We start from the raw sequence: 18,751 nt of genomic DNA on the forward strand, positions 1-18,751 counted from the left end.
GAAAATGAAATTTTAGTTAATAATTATAAAAAAAGAGAGACAGAACTCTTCGGGACTGCCTCTCTTTTTAGGGTTAATTAAAAATTGCTTAAATTTTTTCGTTCTTAATTTCCTCTACAATTTCTGGATTTAATAACGTGCTGATATCTCCGAAATTACTAAAGTCTCCTTCTGCAATTTTTCTCAATATTCTACGCATTATTTTTCCTGAACGTGTTTTCGGAAGCCCGGATACAAACTGAATTTTATCCAGTTTCGCAATAGGACCGATCTGGTCAGCAATGAGTTGGTTGATTTCCTTTTTAAGATTATCCTTATCGCGGCCTTCCCCGATCTCTTTCAGCATTACATAACCATAAAGAGCATTTCCTTTAATGTCGTGAGGATAACCGACAATAGCCGATTCTGCAACAGCTGGATGCTGGTTGATGCTGTCTTCAATAGGTGCCGTTCCCAAATTATGACCGGAAACAATAATGACATCATCTACACGACCTGTAATTCTATAATAGCCTACTTCATCTCTCAAAGCGCCGTCACCCGTGAAATATTTTCCTGGAAATGCGGTGAAATAAGTTTCTTTATATCGTTGATGGTCTCCCCAGATGGTTCTCGCAATTCCTGGCCATGGAAAGCGGATGCAGAGATTTCCTGTCACCTGATTACCCGTAATCTCGTTACGCTTATCATCCATCAAAACAGGCTGTATTCCCGGCAAAGGCAAGGTCGCGTAAGTAGGTTTGGTAGGCGTCACAAAAGGAAGTGGTGAAATCATAATGCCTCCTGTTTCCGTCTGCCACCAGGTGTCTACGATCGGACATTTCTTTTTTCCAACATGATCGTTGAACCAATGCCAGGCTTCGTCATTGATAGGCTCTCCTACGGATCCAATTACTTTTAAGCTACTCAGATCATGTTTATCTACCCATTCTGCACTTTCTTTCGCTAAGGAACGGATGGCTGTTGGTGCTGTGTAAAACTGAGTAATTTTATGTTTTTCTATAACTTCCCAAAAACGGTCCGGTTCCGGATAAGTAGGAACGCCTTCAAAAATAACGGTGGTAGCTCCATTTAATAACGGACCATACAAAATATAAGAATGGCCTGTGATCCATCCGATATCAGCGGTACACCAGTAAATATCATTTTCTTTATAGTTGAAGACATTTTTGAATGTATAAGCAGTATATACCATATAACCTGCACAGGTGTGAAGCATCCCTTTTGGTTTCCCTGTAGACCCTGAAGTATAAAGGATGAAAAGAGGATCTTCAGAATCCATGATCATCGTCACAAAGTCAGGAGATGCTTTTTCATAGAGATCAGCCAGCCAGAAATCTCTTCCTTCTTTCATTTTGATCTCGTTATGAGTTCTTTTTACGACCAATACTTTTTCAATAGTCGGTGTTTTTTCCAAAGCTTCATCCACGATGGTTTTTAAATCTAAAACCTTGTTTCCACGATAGCTTCCGTCTGATGTAATGACCATTTTAGCTTCACAGTCATTCACTCTCGAGGCAACTGCAGAAGCGGAAAATCCTGCAAAAATAACAGAGTGAACAGCTCCCAGTTTTGCACAGGCAAGCATGGTAACAGCTAATTCGGGAATCATAGGAAGATAGATGCATACTCTGTCTCCTTTTTCAATTCCCATATCCCGAAGAACATTGGCTGTTTTGTTGACTCTTGTGTATAGTTCATTGTAGGAAATATGCTGAGCTTCTTCTTTCGGATCGTTCGGTTCCCAAATGATGGCTGTTTTGTCACCTCTTACGGCAAGATGTCTGTCTATACAGTTTTTGGTAATATTGAGTTTTGCATTTTTGAACCACGTAATTTTTGCTTCATTCATATCGTACTTAACAACCTTGCTCCATCTCTGATACCACACAAAATTTTGATCTGCAACCTTATCCCAGAATTTTTTAGGATTCTTGATGGATTTTTTATAGTCTTCGAAATACTGTGGTAAATCTTCTATTAAGTAATTTCTCATATCCCTTTCGTTTTTTTGAAATTTGAATTTATTATATTTTAAATTTATGTTTAATTTCCCGTTCAGGCCTTATATTCATTGATTTTTTCCTGAATTTCTTCAATGATTTTTTCATCGTCAATAGTGGACGGAATCTGAAATTCTTTTCCATCCAGCAGAGTTCTGATGAGTTTTCTTAAAATTTTTCCGGATCTTGTTTTGGGTAAGCGTTTTACAACCATTGCATTTTTCAGAAAGGCTACCGCTCCGATTTTGTTGCGAACCATCTGGATAATATCTTTTTCAACATCCTCTTCAGAAGTCTCAGAACCATTTTTCAAAACAACTACAGCGAAAGGAACCTGTCCTTTTAGCTCATCATCTACCCCTACTACAGCGCATTCTGCAACATCAGGGTGGGAAGAAACAATTTCTTCCATTTCAGAAGTGGAAAGTCTGTGTCCGGCTACATTAATAACATCATCAACTCTTCCGGTAATGAAAATATAACCGTCTTCATCCTGTATGGCTCCGTCCCCTGAGAAATAATAACCATTGTACTGGGACAGATAACTGTTTTGAAAACGCTCATGGTCTTTCCAGATTCCTAACATTGCCCCTGGAGGAAGTGGTAGTTTGATAACGAGATAGCCTTCATGATGTGGGTCGAGTTCCAAACCGTTTTCGTCAAAGATCTTAATGTTATATCCGGGAATAGGTTTTCCTGCTGAAGCTCTTTTGATGGTATACTGATCATCAAAAGTCATAAGCCCAAGCATTGGCCATCCGGATTCTGTCTGCCACCAATGATCAATTGCAGGAACTCCGATATGTTCTGCAAACCAGTCCAACGTGGCTACGTCGCATCGTTCACCTGCCAGAAACTGTTTTCTGAAATGAGACAAATCGTATTTTTTAACCAGTTCACCGTTAGGATCTTCTTTTTTGATGGCTCTAATGGCGGTAGGAGCAGTGAACATCACTGAAACTTTATATTCTGAGATAATTCTCCAAAACGTTCCTGCGTCTGGAGTCATAATGGGCTTTCCTTCAAAAATGATGGTGGTATTTCTGTTGATCAGCGGTCCGTAAACGGAAAAGCTGTGCCCTACAGCCCACCCGAAATCAGATGCTGCCCAGTAGGTTTCTCCGGGTTCTACTCCGTAGATGTATTTCATAGAAAATTTCAGCGCTGTGGCGTATCCTCCAGTGTCGCGAACAATTCCTTTCGGTTTTCCGGTAGTTCCTGATGTATATAATAAATACAGTGGGTGAGTAGAGGATACGGAAACACAATCAACAGGCTGGGATTTTTCAGTCAATTCTTCGTAATCAAGTAATCCTTCAAACATTTCGTGCTGATTGTCAACGAGCTTTCTATTATAAACAACAATATGTTCCACTTTATCCTGCGCAAGCTCGATCGCTTTTTCCACCAGAGGAAGATAGGGGATTCTTTTGGCAATCTCTATTCCTGCTGTGGCGGTGATGAGTGCTTTGGGCTTACAGTCGTCAATTCTTACAACCAGTTCATGAGGTGCGAAACCTCCGAAAACAACATTGTGTATCACTCCAATTCTCGCACAGGCCAGCATTGCAAATAGCGTCTGGGGAATCATAGGCATATAAATAACAGCTGTGTCACCATTTTGTAGTCCCAGCGATTGTAATCCGCCTGCGAATTTTGAAATTTCTTCTTTTGCCTGACTGAAAGTATACATTTTCTTCTGTTGAGTTACAGGAGAATCATAAACAATAGCAATCTGATCTCCGAAACCATCTTCAATATGTTTGTCAATACATAAATAACACATGTTGAGCTGTCCGTCGGCAAACCATTGAGGGTAGCCATTTTCATCTGTAGAAAGAATTTTTTCCGGAAACTCAAACCATTGTATTTGTCCGGCCTGTTCTTTCCAGAAATCTTCTTTGTGTTCTATGCTTTGTTTAAATAAAGTTTCAGTATTCATATCAATAGTCGTGTGTTTGTTTTCTAACCTTGAAAGGGTTAATTGGGAAGTGGCATCTTAAAACATTTCTTCAATCTGCTGCATCAGTTTTTTGATGGAATAAGGTTTGGTTACATAAGCGTTTGCTCCCATTTCCAATCCTTTTTCAATATCCCGTGGGTTGTTTTTGGCGCTCAAAAAGATAACTTTGGTATCTTTCAGTTTTTCATCCTGCCTTATAATATCCAAAGTGCTGTATCCATCCAGATTGGGCATCATAATATCAAGGAGAATTACATCGGGAACCATGGTCTTCAGAAACTCGAGAACTTCCGTTCCGTCTCTGGCAATATAGACGTCATAGCCGTTTTTCTTAAAGCTGTACTCCAGTGACATTAATATTTTGTGTTCGTCATCCGCAATAATTATCTTTTTCATAGTTCGTTTTTAATGATGTTCAACTTCATTCTTGGTTTCTTGTATAATTTTTTCAGGAATGCTGATCGTGAAGGTGACGCCCAGCCCGCTGTTTTCGGCTTTTATGCTTCCTCCATGTGCCTGTACAATTTTTTTGGAAATTGCCAGTCCCAATCCGCTTCCTGTAGGTTTTAAAATGTTCTGGTTTTTGGATTGATAAAATTTGTCAAAAATCATTTCAAGATCTTCTTCCGGAATATGCTTCCCGGTATTGAAAATGGTAATGATCAGATGTTTGTCTTTTTCAAATAATTTCGTTTGTATCGTTCCCTGTTCGTCTGTAAACTTCAGCGCATTTCCCCAAATATTCTGGAATAATTGGATCATTCTTGCTTCATCATAATCAAAAATGAATTGATTTAATAGATCAACTTCGCTTAAATGAATGTTTTTCTGCTGTATGAGATGAAGAATAGGGCTTAATGCCTTTTTATAAGTTTCAATAATGTTGTAGGACTGAATATGTAATGAAATTTCACCATGCTGAAGTTTATCGAGGTAAAGAATATCATTAATAATCTCGCTCAGCCTGTCGGACTCGGTGATGATGTTATTCAAAAATTCCTGTTTTATTTCGAAAGGAATATCATCATCATCTGCTAAAATTTCTCCGGCAGAACGGATGGCAGTAATGGGAGTTCTCAATTCATGTGCCACTGAATCCAGAAAATCATCTTTTTGACGGTCTTTAATAATAAGACTTTCGTTGGCGTTTCGAAGGTCATCGGAAAGCTTTTGCAGCTCTTCGGACTGTTCTGTAAGCTTTTTATTAAGAGTGATGTTTTCCTTTGATTCTTCAAGAATATTTAAAACTTCTTTTAATGAAATTTTATCCTCTTTTGTTACGCCTTCAATTAGGATTTTGGCGGAAGCGGTTCCTATTCTGCCTGCAAGGAGGTTTTCCGAGAATTTTATAAACCTTGAATCAGCCGTTTCTGTCTTGGAATCGATGTTGTATTTTAAATTGAAGATCCTTAGGGCCTGTTCGGTTTTATTTTTTCCTAAAAATCTTTCCAAAATGTTCTGAATATCCGAAATATAAGCTGTTCCGCGCCAGATAAAAGCATTTTCGTGATTTTGAATGTATTTATCAATATCTACATACAGTTCAGCGAAGTTTCTTTCACGGTAATTTCCTTTGGTGCTTACCGAAACAATCGTGAATAAACTGGTGTTCACTAAAATAGACCAGAAAAAGATCTGTGGGATTCTGTCAAGATAAGGGATTGAAAAGAATCCGAAAGCATTGTACATCTCTCTAAGAACGCCCTTCAATTCTTGATTGTACGAGAAATAATACTGCGGAATAATCAATCCGAAATAGCAGATGGCAAGTCCGGCAGCAAGTCCTGCAAGAGCCCCTTTGTAGCTTCCTCGTCTCCAGAATATGGCTCCAAAGAAAGCAGGAGCTAATTGGGCAATTATTACAAAAGAAATTAAACCAACAGAATCCAGAGACGTTTTCAGAATGAAATATTTGTAAAAAGCAAAAGCCATGATGATCAGAGCGAAAATGCTGAATTTTCTGATAGTGGTAATGCTTCTGGTGTTTTGTTCTTCATTTTCAGATTTGAGCTTCCCAAGTAATCCATAAGGAATGATAAGGTTGTTGGAAAGCATTATGGATAGGGTGATGGCAGAGATAATAATCATCGAAATACATGAGCTTAACCCACCAAGAAATACCAGTACGGTGATCAGGGTGTTGTCAAAATGTTGTGGAATTAAAATAGAGTAGAACTCCGGATTTACTTTCTGTCCGTCAAAAATCAATCTTCCGCCCCACGCAATCGGAAATATGAATAAAGTGAAAATTAAAAGATAAAGCGGGAAAAACCAAACAGCAGTTTTGATATGCTTTTCCTGCCTGTTTTCAATAATAGCAGTGTGAAATTGTCTGGGAAGAATGCAGATTGCTGTTGCTGAAATCATACAGAGCACCATCCAGTTCATAGCACCTTCAATCCCGTTGAAGGTATTTTTAGCTTTGAAATCCTTAAAATGACTGGCCTTTTGGTAAATGTCGGAAAAGCCGTCAAATACATAATAGATTACAAAAAGACCTAAAATAATGATAAAGAAAAGCTTCAGAAAGCTTTCTAAGGCAATAGCAGAAATGATTCCCAGTCGTTTTTCTGAAGCATCAACATATCTGGTTCCATAATAAGAAGAAAATAAAGCGATCAGAATCACCACGAATGTTGCATTGTCTGTGAGAATATCCTGCGACATCGGGGTTTCTGTTACCAGGTGAAAAGTTTCGGAGATCGCTTTTATCTGAAGTCCGATGTAAGGGACAATAGCTAAAAGGCAGACTATCGTTATAATGGCGCTCAGGCTTCTGCTGTTTCCATATCGTAAAGAAATAAAATCGGCCAGACTGCTTATTTTATTAACTCTCGAAATTCTTACAATTCTCATGTTGATATAGATCCATGCAGGAATAATCATGATGGGACCAATATATATCGTCAGGTAATCTAATCCGCTGGTGGCAGCCACTCCAATACTTCCGTAATACGTCCATGCTGTACAGTATACAGCAAGAGAGAGTGCATAAATGTAGGGATTGTTGATCCAAATTTTACTTCTTTTCTTCTCTGCCAGATGGGCAACTAAGAAAAGAAGGGCCAGATAGAACAAGACTACAAAAAATAATGAAACACTACTCATCGTATCTTTTTACAATTACTAATGAAACCACAATAGAGAACATCCATACAGCGAACAGGTAAACTAGGATCATAGGATAGCCTAAAACTTCTTTGTCACTGTTGAAAAGAAGAGAGATAGGAATGCTGAAAGCAATCATGAGTCCGATGCTTAAGATGATCAGTTTTTGTTCGTGTCTTTTTTTCATAAATGATGATCAAAAGATAACTGATGAACGACAGATATGATATCATCCGTTCATCAGTCATCATTTTTTTTAAAATTATATTTTGTCGCCAGAATATTCTCCTGTTAAGGCATAGTATCCGAAAATAGCCATCCCGCCGGAGACAATAGGCATCAGTACAAACAAAATAATGATGCCGAAAACCAGATCTTCTTGTTTTCCGGAAGTAATCTTAGGAATTCCCAACACTGTAATTCCGAAATATCCTACAATCACCGCTACGGCGATCCAGAGTATACCTAATATTTTTTTTAGTCCGTTCATTTTAGTTGTTTTAAAATTAATAAAAATTTAAGTGATTGAATGCTTAATCGTGAAGATTATTGTTCTTATTTTTAAGATAAATCAATCCAATGATCAAACACACAGCGGCGACTCCAATAGGATACCACAGTCCTTCAAGATACCATGTCGCGTGGCCGGCTTCTTTTCCTGTGGTGACAAGATAAGTGGCCACAGCAGGCAATAATCCTCCAAATACCCCATTTCCAATGTGATAAGGTAAAGACATGGAGGTGTAGCGTATTCTCACCGGGAACATTTCAACCAGGAAAGCAGCGATAGGTCCATATACCATTGTTACAAATATAACCTGAATAAATACTAAGAATACCAGATACCATTTCGTATTGTCGCTGAGGGTAACGCTTTGGGAAACTTTTGCTTCTTCGGGTTTTCCGTTTTTCAAAGCAGGTCCTGTGGGAGACCAGTGAACAGTGCTGTCTTTTTTGATTAACGTTCCGTCTGTATAAAGAATTTCATGGTGAAAAGTAACAAGGCTGTCTGTTGTAATGCTATTGTGAATTTTGGCTGTTCTTTTCTCTGAAATTCCGTTGGTAGCAATTGTCTTGTTTTCCAGATTTACACTTTTAAACATGCTGTCGTAAATAGGGCGGTAGGCTAAAATTGCAACCAGCATACCCGTCATCATTACAGCTTTTCGTCCAATTTTGTCCGAAAGCCATCCGAAGAATACAAAGAAAGGTGTTCCCAGGAAAAGGGCGGTTGCCATCAGAGAATCTACCTGTGCTGATTCTACATTCATTACTTTTTGCAGGAAACTCATAGCATAGAATTGACCGGTATACCAGATTACCCCTTGTCCCATGGCTGCCCCAAATAAGGCAAGAAGAACAAATTTGAAATTGTATTTGTTTCCAAAACTTTCTTTTAAAGGATTTTTAGACGTTTTTCCTTCACTTTTAGCTTTTGCAAAAAGAGGAGATTCCTTCATGTTTTTTCTGATGATGTAAGAAACTCCCACCATTAAAATAGAAATCCAGAAAGGAACTCTCCATCCCCAGTTATCGAATTCGTCATGAGAAAGAGAATTCTTGGTTACCAGGATGACAATGAGGGAGATAAAAAGTCCTGCTGTTGCGGTTGTTTGGATCCACGATGTCCAGTACCCTCTTCTGTGAGGTTGTGCGTATTCTGCAACATACGTGGCTGCGCCTCCATACTCGCCTCCAAGAGCCAATCCCTGTAATAATCTTAAAATTAAAACCAGAACAGGAGCCATAAAACCAATCGTTTCATAGCTGGGAATACATCCAATGAGGAATGTAGAGAAACCCATGATTAATAAAGTGACAAGGAAGGTATATTTTCTTCCGATAATATCTCCCAGTCTTCCGAAAAATAAAGCTCCGAAAGGTCTTACAACAAATCCGGCGGCAAAAGTAGCCAGAGTAGACAAAAATGCAGCGGTAGGATTATCTGCAGGAAAGAATTTGGTGGCCAGTACGATGGCTAAACTTCCAAAAATATAGAAGTCGTACCATTCTATCAGAGTTCCGAGTGATGATGCAGTAATAACGCTCCAAATCGTGCGGTTTTTCTGCTTGTCGGTCATATTCTCGTAGCTTTCGTGATGATTTTCGCTCATATTGATTAGTTTTGATGTTTGTGGAATAGGATATTAATTCATTCGCTGAAATGTTATACTTTTTTTATAGATAAATTTGGAACTGTACAATAAATTCCCCTTTTGAAGATGGACTTTCCGTAGGGCTTGTATAAACCGGTCTTGTTGAATATTGAGTCGTGATTTTTGCATGATGCCCGTCTATGAACCAATTGGCTCCGACATCAAACTGGGATGACGATTTATCAAATGCCTCAAAACTTTTGTGGGTATAGGCTGCAAAAGGTTGTATTCTTATTTTCGGTTTTTCGGCTTGGCTGGGTAATAGTAATCCTGCCTGCGCGTAGATAATATTACCTGTTCCGATGGTAGGTTGTAGATTTCCTGGTCCTGCAATTGCTTTATTGCCGATGAAATTGGGGTCGGATGCCGCAATGTTCATGGTTGCCAGATTTCTTATATAGTTTGGACCGAAATTGTAGTTATAATATCCGGCATATGCTGAAACCGCCATTTTATTTTTTGCTTCTCCCAGTGGAATATCTGCAAATGCATCTACGGCAAAAAGAGTTATGTCATGCTTTTCAATATTGGAATTAACAGACGTTCTGGTTCCATCTGCCTGATGATAAAATCCTGCTCCGACGTTGAATACTTTTTTAGTCCCCAGATAAGAACCTACTTTAAAAGGAAGCGTATTAGATTCTTCATCAAGGAATTGATATTCAACATAACCGGCTTTTGAAAAGCTTGGATTTCCGTTATTGTCTACTGCAACTGCTTTTGAAGGGTCGGTAACGTTTAATGGGGTTAAATCTGTTGCGAAAGGTTTGTTCAGGCTGAAGCGATATTCAAGTTTACCATATTTTCCTTTAGCAAACATTCCGAGCTGTCTGGCAAATTGATCGGAATGATCAATCAAAGGCCAGGAAAAAACCGGAGAATCTACAGTAAGAAAATTGAGAGTGGACGCCATTGTCATTCGGGATAGTCCCATATAATAATGAAGCCCTGCCCCTAAAGATAAACTGAATTTTCCCGCTTCTCCAGGTAAAATCACTGCATATTCATTCCAGGCATCATGAAAAAACAATTGTGTTTTCTTTCCGTTTCCGTAACCGCCTGTTCCTGAAGTTCCTGTAGCGCCTCCGTTGATAAAGGTTTGATTGTTGATTCCAAAATGCAGGAGAATCATATATCTTTTAGAGATCTGAGCATAGGTGAGGGCCCGTAATCTCCTGTTTCCAATACTCCATGAGTTGTCGGTAGGTTCTCCGCCAACCATACTCCCCGGGTTCATGGATGTATTTCTCAGCCACAGCTGGTCCCATAAAATAAATCTGATGAATTTGTCTCCCTCAGGGTTGAGGTTTACTTTTAATCCACTGCCATAATCAGGAGAACCTTGAGAGTATAGAGAACTACTGATTAAGGCAAATCCAATGAATGTAAGTAATTTCTTCATAAATTATCAATTTTTGGCGTTGTTTTTTGTGAATGCCAAATTGTAATTAATAATTTATTTACGAAAATTTAATATATATTAGTGGTAATACTATAGCTAAAAAAACTTAAAAGCTCCATAATCTTTGTTTTGATGCTATATATAGCCTGTTATCTGCCTGTCTCTTATCTTTTTTAATCCCTACTTTTTAAATCTTTCCCATTTGATCAGCATATACTTATCTGCAAATTGCGTAATGATAATTCCTGAATTTTTAATGTTTTCTTCCTGGGCAATATATTCAATGAGCTCGCTCTGTTTTAATATTTTATATACCGGATGGAAATCAGAATGGGGAGGCCTAGTAATATTGTATTTTTTTATCCATGAACTGATGGTAACATGGGAAACACCTATAATACGCTCTATTTCACGGTAACTTAACCCTTCCAGGTAAAGCTGAAGAGCTTTTGTTACGTAATAATCATCAATCTGTTTTCCCAGTTTTTTTACGGTAAAATAATAGTTGCAGTTTTTACAGTGGAAACGCTGTTTTTCATTCACAATACCGCTTTTTACTACTTTGTTACTGTGGCATTTTGGACAAGTATTTTCCATAACTATAGTATTTTAGCAAATATATAATAAATTAGCAAATATACATTTTTGATTAAAGATAATTTTACCTGTGTAAATTTTTTAAACAAAAAAAATATCTTTTTTATTTGGTTTTAAAAGAAAATATATTTTAAATTTGCCAAAAAATTTAGATAAATAAATGGAAATAGAAATTTCCTCATGCGAACATCTAATGTATGTGAGTGAAATACAGCAGGAAATGTATGATTCTGCACAGCGTAGAGGAACGGGAATCGCAAAACGTTCCATCGAATATTTGAGTAAGAAGATTTCAGAGGGCAATGCTGTGGTGGCCACTGAAAACGGAGAGTGGGTAGGTTTCTGTTATATAGAAACCTGGTCACATGGGAAGTTTGTTGCCAATTCGGGACTTATTGTGTCACCGAAATTCAGGAACGGGGGAGTAGCGACTCAAATTAAGCATAAGGTTTTCCAGTTATCTAGAGATAAATATCCGGATGCGAAAGTATTTGGGCTTACAACAGGTCTTGCTGTTATGAAAATTAATAGTGATTTAGGATATAAGCCAGTGATTTATTCAGAACTGACTCAGGATGAGGAATTTTGGAATGGCTGTAAGAACTGTGTGAATTATGAGATTCTAATGATGAAGGAACGTAAAAACTGTCTTTGTACAGCAATGCTTTTCGTTCCGGAAAATAATAAAGTAAATGGTGCTGTCAATAAGCAGCCGGAAATTAAATATAACAATGAACAAGAAAGTCATCTTAGCGTTTAGCGGAGGTTTAGATACTTCCTACTGTGCTAAATATCTTAGTGAAACACTAGGATATGATGTGTACGCCGTTACTGTAAATACAGGAGGTTTTTCAAAAGAAGAAGAAAAAGAATTAGAAAGAAAAGCTTTAAATCTTGGAGTAAAAGAGTACAGGTGCGTAGATGCTCAGGAAGACTACTATAATTCTTGCGTGAAGTATTTGATCTTCGGAAATGTGCTGAAAAACAATACCTATCCTCTTTCTGTAAGTGCCGAGCGTACCATTCAGGCTCAGGAAATCGCAAAATATGCGTTAGAAGTAAATGCAGATGCTATTGCTCATGGAAGTACAGGCGCAGGAAATGACCAGGTTCGTTTTGATCTGATCTTTCAGGTAATGTGCCCAAGTGTAGAAATCATTACGCCGATCAGAGATATGGCGTTGTCCCGTGAAGAAGAAATTGAATTTTTGAAGAACTACGGATATGAAATGGAGTTCCATAAAGCTCAGTATTCTGTCAATAAAGGCCTTTGGGGAACTTCTGTGGGAGGAAAAGAAACGTTGACATCAAGAAACTATCTGCCGGAAGAAGCGTTTCCTTCACAATTGAAACAAACACAGCCTTCAGAATTGGAGATTGAATTCAGAAACGGAGAAGTGATTTCGGTGAACGGAGAAAGTTTTGAACACTCTGTATATGCGATTCAAAAAATAGAAGAATTGGCTTCGGCTTATGGTATTGGACGTGATATTCACGTAGGAGATACTATTGTGGGAATTAAGGGAAGAGTAGGATTTGAAGCTGCTGCAGCTTCAGTAATCATTAAAGCTCACCATTTATTAGAAAAGCATACATTGTCAAAATATCAGCAGATGATGAAATCTCAGTTATCCGACTGGTATGGAAACTGGCTTCATGAAGCGCTTTTCTTAGATCCTGTGATGAGAAATATTGAATCTTTCTTAATAGATTCTCAGAAAACAGTAAGCGGAAAAGTTTTTGTAACCCTTCATCCATATAGATTTATCTTAAACGGAATTGAATCCGATCATGATTTAATGTCGGATAAATTCGGAAGCTATGGAGAAGCGAACAGAGCATGGACAGGAGATGATGTAAAAGGATATACAAAAATTGTAAGCAATTCTTTAAATATATATCACCAGATCAATAAAAATATCAACTAGTTCCAAAGGAGCGATTTAACAAAAGATAGAACATGGTTCTATTCATTACGATATGAAGAAAACAGTAGGAATTGTAGGAGCAAACGGTTATACAGGAAGTGAGTTGATACGCTTACTGGCTTTTCATCCCCATGTGACATTGAGTTTTTTATATAGTCGTTCGAATTCGGGTATAAAAATATCAGACTTGTACCCGGATTTAGCGACAGTTTGTGATCAGGTTTTAACAGATCAGCCGGAAGAGGTAGATGTTCTTTTTCTGTGTCTTCCTCATAAAGAAAGCCAGAACTGGTTAACGCAAAACTCTGTTAAAGAAGAAACCCTGGTTATAGATTTGGGAAATGATTTCCGTTTGGATGGAGATTTTGGAAACAGAGAATTTATCTATGGATTGCCTGAAATTAATAAAAAACAACTGGAAGGATCAAAAAGTATTGCCAATCCGGGATGTTTTGCAACAGCTATTCAGCTTGCGCTTTTACCATTAGCGGAAAAAGGATTGCTGGATGAGGTTTTTACGACAGGAATTACAGGATCTACAGGTGCAGGGCAGTCTTTGCAGGCTACTACACATTTTACATGGAGGAATGATAATATATCAGCCTATAAAACTTTGACCCATCAGCATGTAGATGAGATTTTGAAACATATAGTTTTGTTTAACCATAAAGAAGTCAGCCTGAATTTTGTACCATGGAGAGGAGATTTTGCGAGAGGGATTTTTACAAGTTCTACAGTGAAAACAGATTTAGGAATTTCTGACATCTATCAATTGTATCAGGATTTTTATGCAGATGAACCTTTTGTAAAGGTAAGTGAAAAAGCAATTGATTTAAAGCAGGTTGTCAATACCAATCGCTGTGTGATTCAGATTGAAAAAAGTGGAAATGTAGCGGTTATTCACTCAGCGATTGACAATTTGTTAAAAGGAGCTTCAGGTCAGGCAGTACAAAACATGAATATTGCCTTGGGTTGGGAAGAAAATGCAGGATTAAACCTAAAGCCGTTAGCATTTTAAATTGACAATAAGTAATTGATAATTTTAAACAATAAGTAAATCCGACTTAGGGAAGTGGAGCGTTAAGAAAATTAATTCTACGAACGTTAAGAAAATTCTACTGTTGCGAGGTGCAACATAAATACAGAACCGAAGAACAGGTTTTGGTTTCGCACAAGTTTTAGAATTTTCAGAGAATAGAACTAATTTTTAGTGGAAGTTTCCAGGTCTTTAACTTTTGTTTCTTTTGTTTCAGGACAAAAGAAAAATAAAAAAACAACAAAAATGAATTTATTCAACGTATATCCATTATTCAACATAAATCCGGTAAAAGCTCAGGGATCATTTCTTTGGGATGAAAAAGGAGAACAATATCTTGATTTTTACGGGGGCCACGCAGTGATTTCTATCGGGCACAATCATCCGCATTATCAAAATAAATTAAAAGACCAGCTGGAAAAAATTTCTTTCTATTCCAATTCCGTTCAGAACGGATTGCAGACTGAGCTGGCAGAAAAACTAGGGGAACTTTCAGGTCATGAAGAGTATAATCTTTTCCTGTGCAATTCAGGAGCTGAGGCTAATGAGAATGCATTGAAACTGGCTTCTTTTCATAACGGGAAAAGCAAAGTTCTTTATTTCTCAGGATCTTTCCACGGAAGAACATCAGCAGCTGTGGCTGTAACAGATAACCCAAAAATTGTTGCTCCGGTTAACTTTTCTGAAAGATTTATCAAATCAGAATGGAATGATGTACAGCAGCTAGAAGAAACCTTTGCTACTCATGGAAACGAAATTTCTTCAGTCATTATCGAAGGAATTCAGGGAGTAGGAGGAATTATGATTCCAACCGCTGAGTTTTTGTCTAAAATCAAAGAACTGTGTGAAAAATACAACACGGTACTTATTTTAGATGAAGTACAGTCTGGATACGGAAGAAGCGGATATTTCTTTGCCCATCAGGAGTTTGGAATTGAAGCAGACATTATTACAATAGCAAAAGGAATGGGTAACGGATTTCCAATCGGAGGTGTTCTGATCCATCCTAAATTCGAAGCAAGTAACGGCCTGCTAGGAACCACATTTGGAGGAAACCATCTTGCTTGCGCGGCTGCTATTGCAGTTCTAGACGTAATGAAAGATGAAAATCTTGTTGAAAACGCTCAGCGAATGGGCGAGTATATAGAAAATGAAATTAAAGATTTACCACATATCAAGTCAATCCGAAGGAAAGGTTTGATGATCGGAATAGAGCTCGACAGAGACTGTTCAGAAGTAAGGAAAGAATTACTTTTTGATCATCATATTTTCACAGGAAACTCAAATGATAAGACGGTGCTGAGGATTCTTCCTGCACTGAATATCAAAAAAGAGGAAACAGATCTTTTCATCAATGCCCTTAAAGTGGTATTGGAGAATATTTAACCTGTGAAAATTCATTCTGACGAAGGAAGAATCTATTACTATGATAAAAAAGAGATTCTTCACTACACTTTGTTTCGTTCAGAATGATAAACATGACTTTCAATTGGTGAGTGAAACGCCCTTGCGAATGAAAATGTTTTCAAGTTAAAATAAAAAAAGACTTTGCGATCATAGCGTTAAAACTCACATAATATGTAAGATAAAAATCTTTAAAATCAATTTAAAATGAAAAAATTCACCTCTGTAAGTGATGTAGAAAACTTACAGGACATCATAAAAAAAGCTTTACAGATAAAAGCCGATCCGCTTACCGAAACAGAAAAAGGAAAGGGAAAAACAATAGGACTTGTATTTTTAAATTCTAGTCTGAGAACCCGTTTAAGCAGCCAGATTGCCGCTCAAAACCTGGGATTGAATGTGTTAACATTAAACGCTGCACAGGAAGCCTGGAATCTGGAATTTGCCGATGGAGCCATAATGAACGGAGATACCGTAGAGCACATCAAAGATGCAATAGAAGTATTAAATCAATATTGTGACATCATTGCGGTACGTTGCTTCGCTGGAATGAAAAGCAAAGAAGACGATGTCAACGAAAGCATTCTGAGTCAGTTTGAGCAACATGCGAAAGTGCCGGTTATATCTTTGGAATCAGCAACCCGCCACCCTTTACAAAGTTTGGCAGACTGCATTACTATTACAGAAAACTGGAAAAAAGACCATAAGCCGAAAGTTGTATTAACCTGGGCTCCTCACATCAAGCCGATCGCTCAGGCTGTAGGAAATTCTTTTGCAGAATGGATGCAGGAAATGGACGTAGATTTCGTTATTGCTAATCCGGAAGGATATGATCTTGATAAAAACTTCACCAAAGATATAAAGGTAATTCACGATCAGGATGAAGCATTAAAAGATGCAGATTTTATCTATGTGAAAAACTGGTCGTCTTTTGACGATTATGCACAAATGCCGGAAGTGAAAGGAAATTGGATGCTTACCAATGAGAAATTGGAAAATACCAACAACGGAAAGGTAATGCACTGTTTACCCGTTCGTCGTAACGTGGAATTGAGTGATGAGGTAATGGACGGAGAAAACTCTATCATTTACCAGCAGGCAAAGAATCGTATTTTCTCAGCACAGGCTGTGTTCAGTGAAATTTTAGATGAATTAAAATCCTGATAACGATCCTTGTCAAGGTTTTCCATCTTAACAAGGATAAAAAGAGGTAAATATCTCAAAAGTTTACAATGAAAGAAAAGTTATACATCATAAAAATTGGCGGAGCTTTAATTGATGATGAAGAATTATTAAGCCAATTCTTAGAACAGTTTTCTGAAATCCAGGAAAAGAAAATTCTTGTACACGGAGGAGGAAAATTGGCTACAACGCTTGCTGATAAACTGGGGATTGAGCAGAAGATGATCAATGGAAGGAGGATTACCGATAAAGAGACTCTCGATATTGTAACAATGGTATACGCTGGAGGAATCAATAAAAATATTGTTGAAAAGCTACAGCAGAAGAAATGTAATGCCATAGGATTCTCCGGAGCAGATGGTAATCTGATTAAAGCCAAAAAAAGAGAACATCCTGAAATAGATTTCGGATTTGTGGGTGACATCAGTAAGAAAAGTGTTAATAAGAAATTACTTTCAAAACTGATAAAACTCAATCTCATTCCGGTATTTTCAGCGATTACCCACGACAAAAAAGGAAATCTCTTCAATACCAATGCCGATACCATTGCCTCTGTAATGGCGCAGGCTTTATCAGAGAAATATGAAGTGGAGTTGCTGTATTGTTTCGATAAAGAAGGCGTTTTAGAAGATATTAATGATCCGGATTCTGTGATAAAAAGTGTTTCTGAAGAAGAATTTTCAGCACTTAAAGAACAGGGAAAACTTCACAAAGGGATCTTACCCAAACTGGAAAATGCTCTTGGAGCAGTAAAAAATAATGTAAATAAAGTGTTTCTGATTAAAGAAACCGAACTTAAAAATCATATAGAAAACCATCATGCAGGAACTGAAATCTGTTTATAATAAAGAAGAGTTGCTAAACAATGCGGTGCAGTTGCTTAAAAACCTGATTGAAATTCCTTCATTCAGCAAAGATGAGTTCAATACATCGGTAGAAATTGAAAATTTCTTCAGCAAACATCAGATTCCGACCAAACGTTTTAAAAATAACATTTGGGCAGTCAATAAAAACTTTGATGTATTCAAACCGTCTGTTTTACTGAATACCCATCATGATACCGTAAAGCCAAATAAAGCGTACACGCTTGATCCGTTTGTTCCCGTTGAAAAAGACGGTAAATTGTACGGATTGGGAAGTAATGATGCTGGTGCATCGTTGGTTTCTATGGCACAGGTGTTTTTATATTTCTATGAAAAAGAAGATTTAAAATATAATTTAGTTATTGCTTTGACAGCAGAGGAGGAGATTTCAGGTTTTGACGGAATTGAAGCCCTGTTTCCACAGCTTCCCAATATTGAACTCGCCATTGTAGGAGAACCCACGCAGATGAATCTGGCGATTGCAGAAAAAGGGCTGTTGGTGATAGATGGGGAAATGAAGGGGACTCCTTCTCATGCTGCTCATCCTAATGATGATAATTCGATTGTGAAATGTATGCAGGATCTGCAGCATATTTTAGACTTTAAATTTCCAAAAGTATCAGAATATCTGGGAGATGTTAAAATTACCCTTTCAGGAATCCATGCCGGAGTACAGCATAACGTAGTGCCCGAATCCTGCAACTTTACACTGGATGTAAGAGTTACAGATGAGTATTCTAACAGGGAAGCCTTCGAAATGATTCAGTCCCAAATGAAATCAACCCTTACGGCGAGATCTTTCAGGCTGAATTCTTCAAAAATTGAAATGGATCATCCATTTGTGAAAGCAGGGTTGGAAATAGGCAGGACCACTTACGGTTCCCCAACTTCTTCAGATCAGGCAATTATACCATGTACCTCCGTGAAAATGGGACCTGGAGACAGTAGGCGCTCTCACACTGCGGATGAATTCATCTATATCAATGAAATAGAAGAAGGGATTGATATCTATATCCAAATTTTGGAAAAAGTGTTATAAAATGGAAGGTGAAGATAGGGTAAGGGAGTTATCATAGTTTGTAATTTACTTCCGGCCTCCAATCTCAAAC

Annotated in this window: 16 protein-coding genes; 7 read left to right on the forward strand and 9 right to left on the reverse strand. The window is 37.7% G+C overall.

Going from position 1 to position 18,751, the window contains the following annotated elements; translation table 11 throughout:
- Positions 1–88: 88 nt before the first annotated feature.
- The 9 genes from acs to ACQ76T_RS02620 form a co-directional block, all read right to left on the reverse strand.
- A complete protein-coding gene (gene acs / locus ACQ76T_RS02580; protein WP_431343708.1) occupies positions 89–2,044 on the reverse strand; it encodes an acetate--CoA ligase in 1,956 nt (651 codons plus the stop codon).
- A gap of 14 nt (positions 2,045–2,058) precedes the next feature.
- Positions 2,059–3,945 carry an AMP-binding protein gene (locus ACQ76T_RS02585; RefSeq protein WP_431341790.1) on the reverse strand — a complete coding sequence of 629 codons (1,887 nt, stop codon included), beginning with the start codon at positions 3,943–3,945 and terminating at the stop codon, positions 2,059–2,061.
- Positions 3,946–4,002: 57 nt separating this feature from the next.
- Positions 4,003–4,362: a response regulator transcription factor gene (locus tag ACQ76T_RS02590; protein WP_431341791.1), complete on the reverse strand. Its 360-nt coding sequence runs from the start codon at positions 4,360–4,362 to the stop codon at positions 4,003–4,005.
- Positions 4,363–4,371: 9 nt separating this feature from the next.
- Positions 4,372–7,074: an ATP-binding protein gene (locus ACQ76T_RS02595; protein ID WP_431341792.1), complete on the reverse strand. Its 2,703-nt coding sequence runs from the start codon at positions 7,072–7,074 to the stop codon at positions 4,372–4,374.
- Positions 7,067–7,261: a hypothetical protein gene (locus ACQ76T_RS02600; RefSeq protein ID WP_422691695.1), complete on the reverse strand. Its 195-nt coding sequence runs from the start codon at positions 7,259–7,261 to the stop codon at positions 7,067–7,069. Before ACQ76T_RS02600 ends, ACQ76T_RS02595 begins: the two co-directional genes overlap by 8 nt.
- A 75-nt stretch (positions 7,262–7,336) precedes the next feature.
- Positions 7,337–7,564: a DUF6814 family protein gene (locus tag ACQ76T_RS02605; protein ID WP_431341793.1), complete on the reverse strand. Its 228-nt coding sequence runs from the start codon at positions 7,562–7,564 to the stop codon at positions 7,337–7,339.
- 43 nt (positions 7,565–7,607) lie between these two features.
- Positions 7,608–9,188: an MFS transporter gene (locus ACQ76T_RS02610; RefSeq protein WP_431341794.1), complete on the reverse strand. Its 1,581-nt coding sequence runs from the start codon at positions 9,186–9,188 to the stop codon at positions 7,608–7,610.
- Between the two features lie 64 nt (positions 9,189–9,252).
- The gene (locus ACQ76T_RS02615) at positions 9,253–10,632 is read right to left on the reverse strand and encodes a porin (protein WP_431341795.1); all 1,380 of its coding nucleotides are present in this window, start codon (positions 10,630–10,632) and stop codon (positions 9,253–9,255) included.
- Positions 10,633–10,812: 180 nt separating this feature from the next.
- Positions 10,813–11,229: a transposase gene (locus ACQ76T_RS02620; RefSeq protein ID WP_431341796.1), complete on the reverse strand. Its 417-nt coding sequence runs from the start codon at positions 11,227–11,229 to the stop codon at positions 10,813–10,815.
- A 160-nt stretch (positions 11,230–11,389) separates the two neighbouring features.
- Here ACQ76T_RS02620 and ACQ76T_RS02625 point away from each other — a divergent pair, with 160 nt between their 5' ends.
- From ACQ76T_RS02625 to ACQ76T_RS02655, 7 genes are all read left to right on the forward strand, one after another.
- Positions 11,390–11,989 carry a GNAT family N-acetyltransferase gene (locus ACQ76T_RS02625; protein ID WP_422691700.1) on the forward strand — a complete coding sequence of 200 codons (600 nt, stop codon included), beginning with the start codon at positions 11,390–11,392 and terminating at the stop codon, positions 11,987–11,989.
- Entirely contained in the window at positions 11,961–13,157 is a 1,197-nt protein-coding gene (locus ACQ76T_RS02630) for an argininosuccinate synthase (protein ID WP_431341797.1), read from the forward strand. Before ACQ76T_RS02625 ends, ACQ76T_RS02630 begins: the two co-directional genes overlap by 29 nt.
- Before the next feature lie 52 nt (positions 13,158–13,209).
- A complete protein-coding gene (gene argC / locus ACQ76T_RS02635; protein ID WP_431341798.1) occupies positions 13,210–14,175 on the forward strand; it encodes an N-acetyl-gamma-glutamyl-phosphate reductase in 966 nt (321 codons plus the stop codon).
- A gap of 264 nt (positions 14,176–14,439) precedes the next feature.
- Positions 14,440–15,579 carry an aspartate aminotransferase family protein gene (locus ACQ76T_RS02640; RefSeq protein WP_431341799.1) on the forward strand — a complete coding sequence of 380 codons (1,140 nt, stop codon included), beginning with the start codon at positions 14,440–14,442 and terminating at the stop codon, positions 15,577–15,579.
- Positions 15,580–15,804: 225 nt separating this feature from the next.
- Positions 15,805–16,761 carry an N-acetylornithine carbamoyltransferase gene (locus tag ACQ76T_RS02645; RefSeq protein ID WP_431341800.1) on the forward strand — a complete coding sequence of 319 codons (957 nt, stop codon included), beginning with the start codon at positions 15,805–15,807 and terminating at the stop codon, positions 16,759–16,761.
- Between the two features lie 68 nt (positions 16,762–16,829).
- Positions 16,830–17,624 (forward strand): acetylglutamate kinase, encoded by a 795-nt coding sequence (gene argB / locus ACQ76T_RS02650; protein ID WP_431341801.1) that lies wholly within the window; start codon positions 16,830–16,832, stop codon positions 17,622–17,624.
- Positions 17,599–18,681, forward strand: coding sequence for a M20 family metallo-hydrolase (locus ACQ76T_RS02655; RefSeq protein WP_431341802.1), 1,083 nt, complete (start codon positions 17,599–17,601; stop codon positions 18,679–18,681). The genes argB and ACQ76T_RS02655 overlap by 26 nt, the downstream gene beginning before the upstream one ends.
- Positions 18,682–18,751: the final 70 nt, after the last annotated feature.

This window comes from Chryseobacterium sp. JK1 (genome assembly GCF_050632815.1).
Lineage (GTDB): Bacteria > Bacteroidota > Bacteroidia > Flavobacteriales > Weeksellaceae > Chryseobacterium.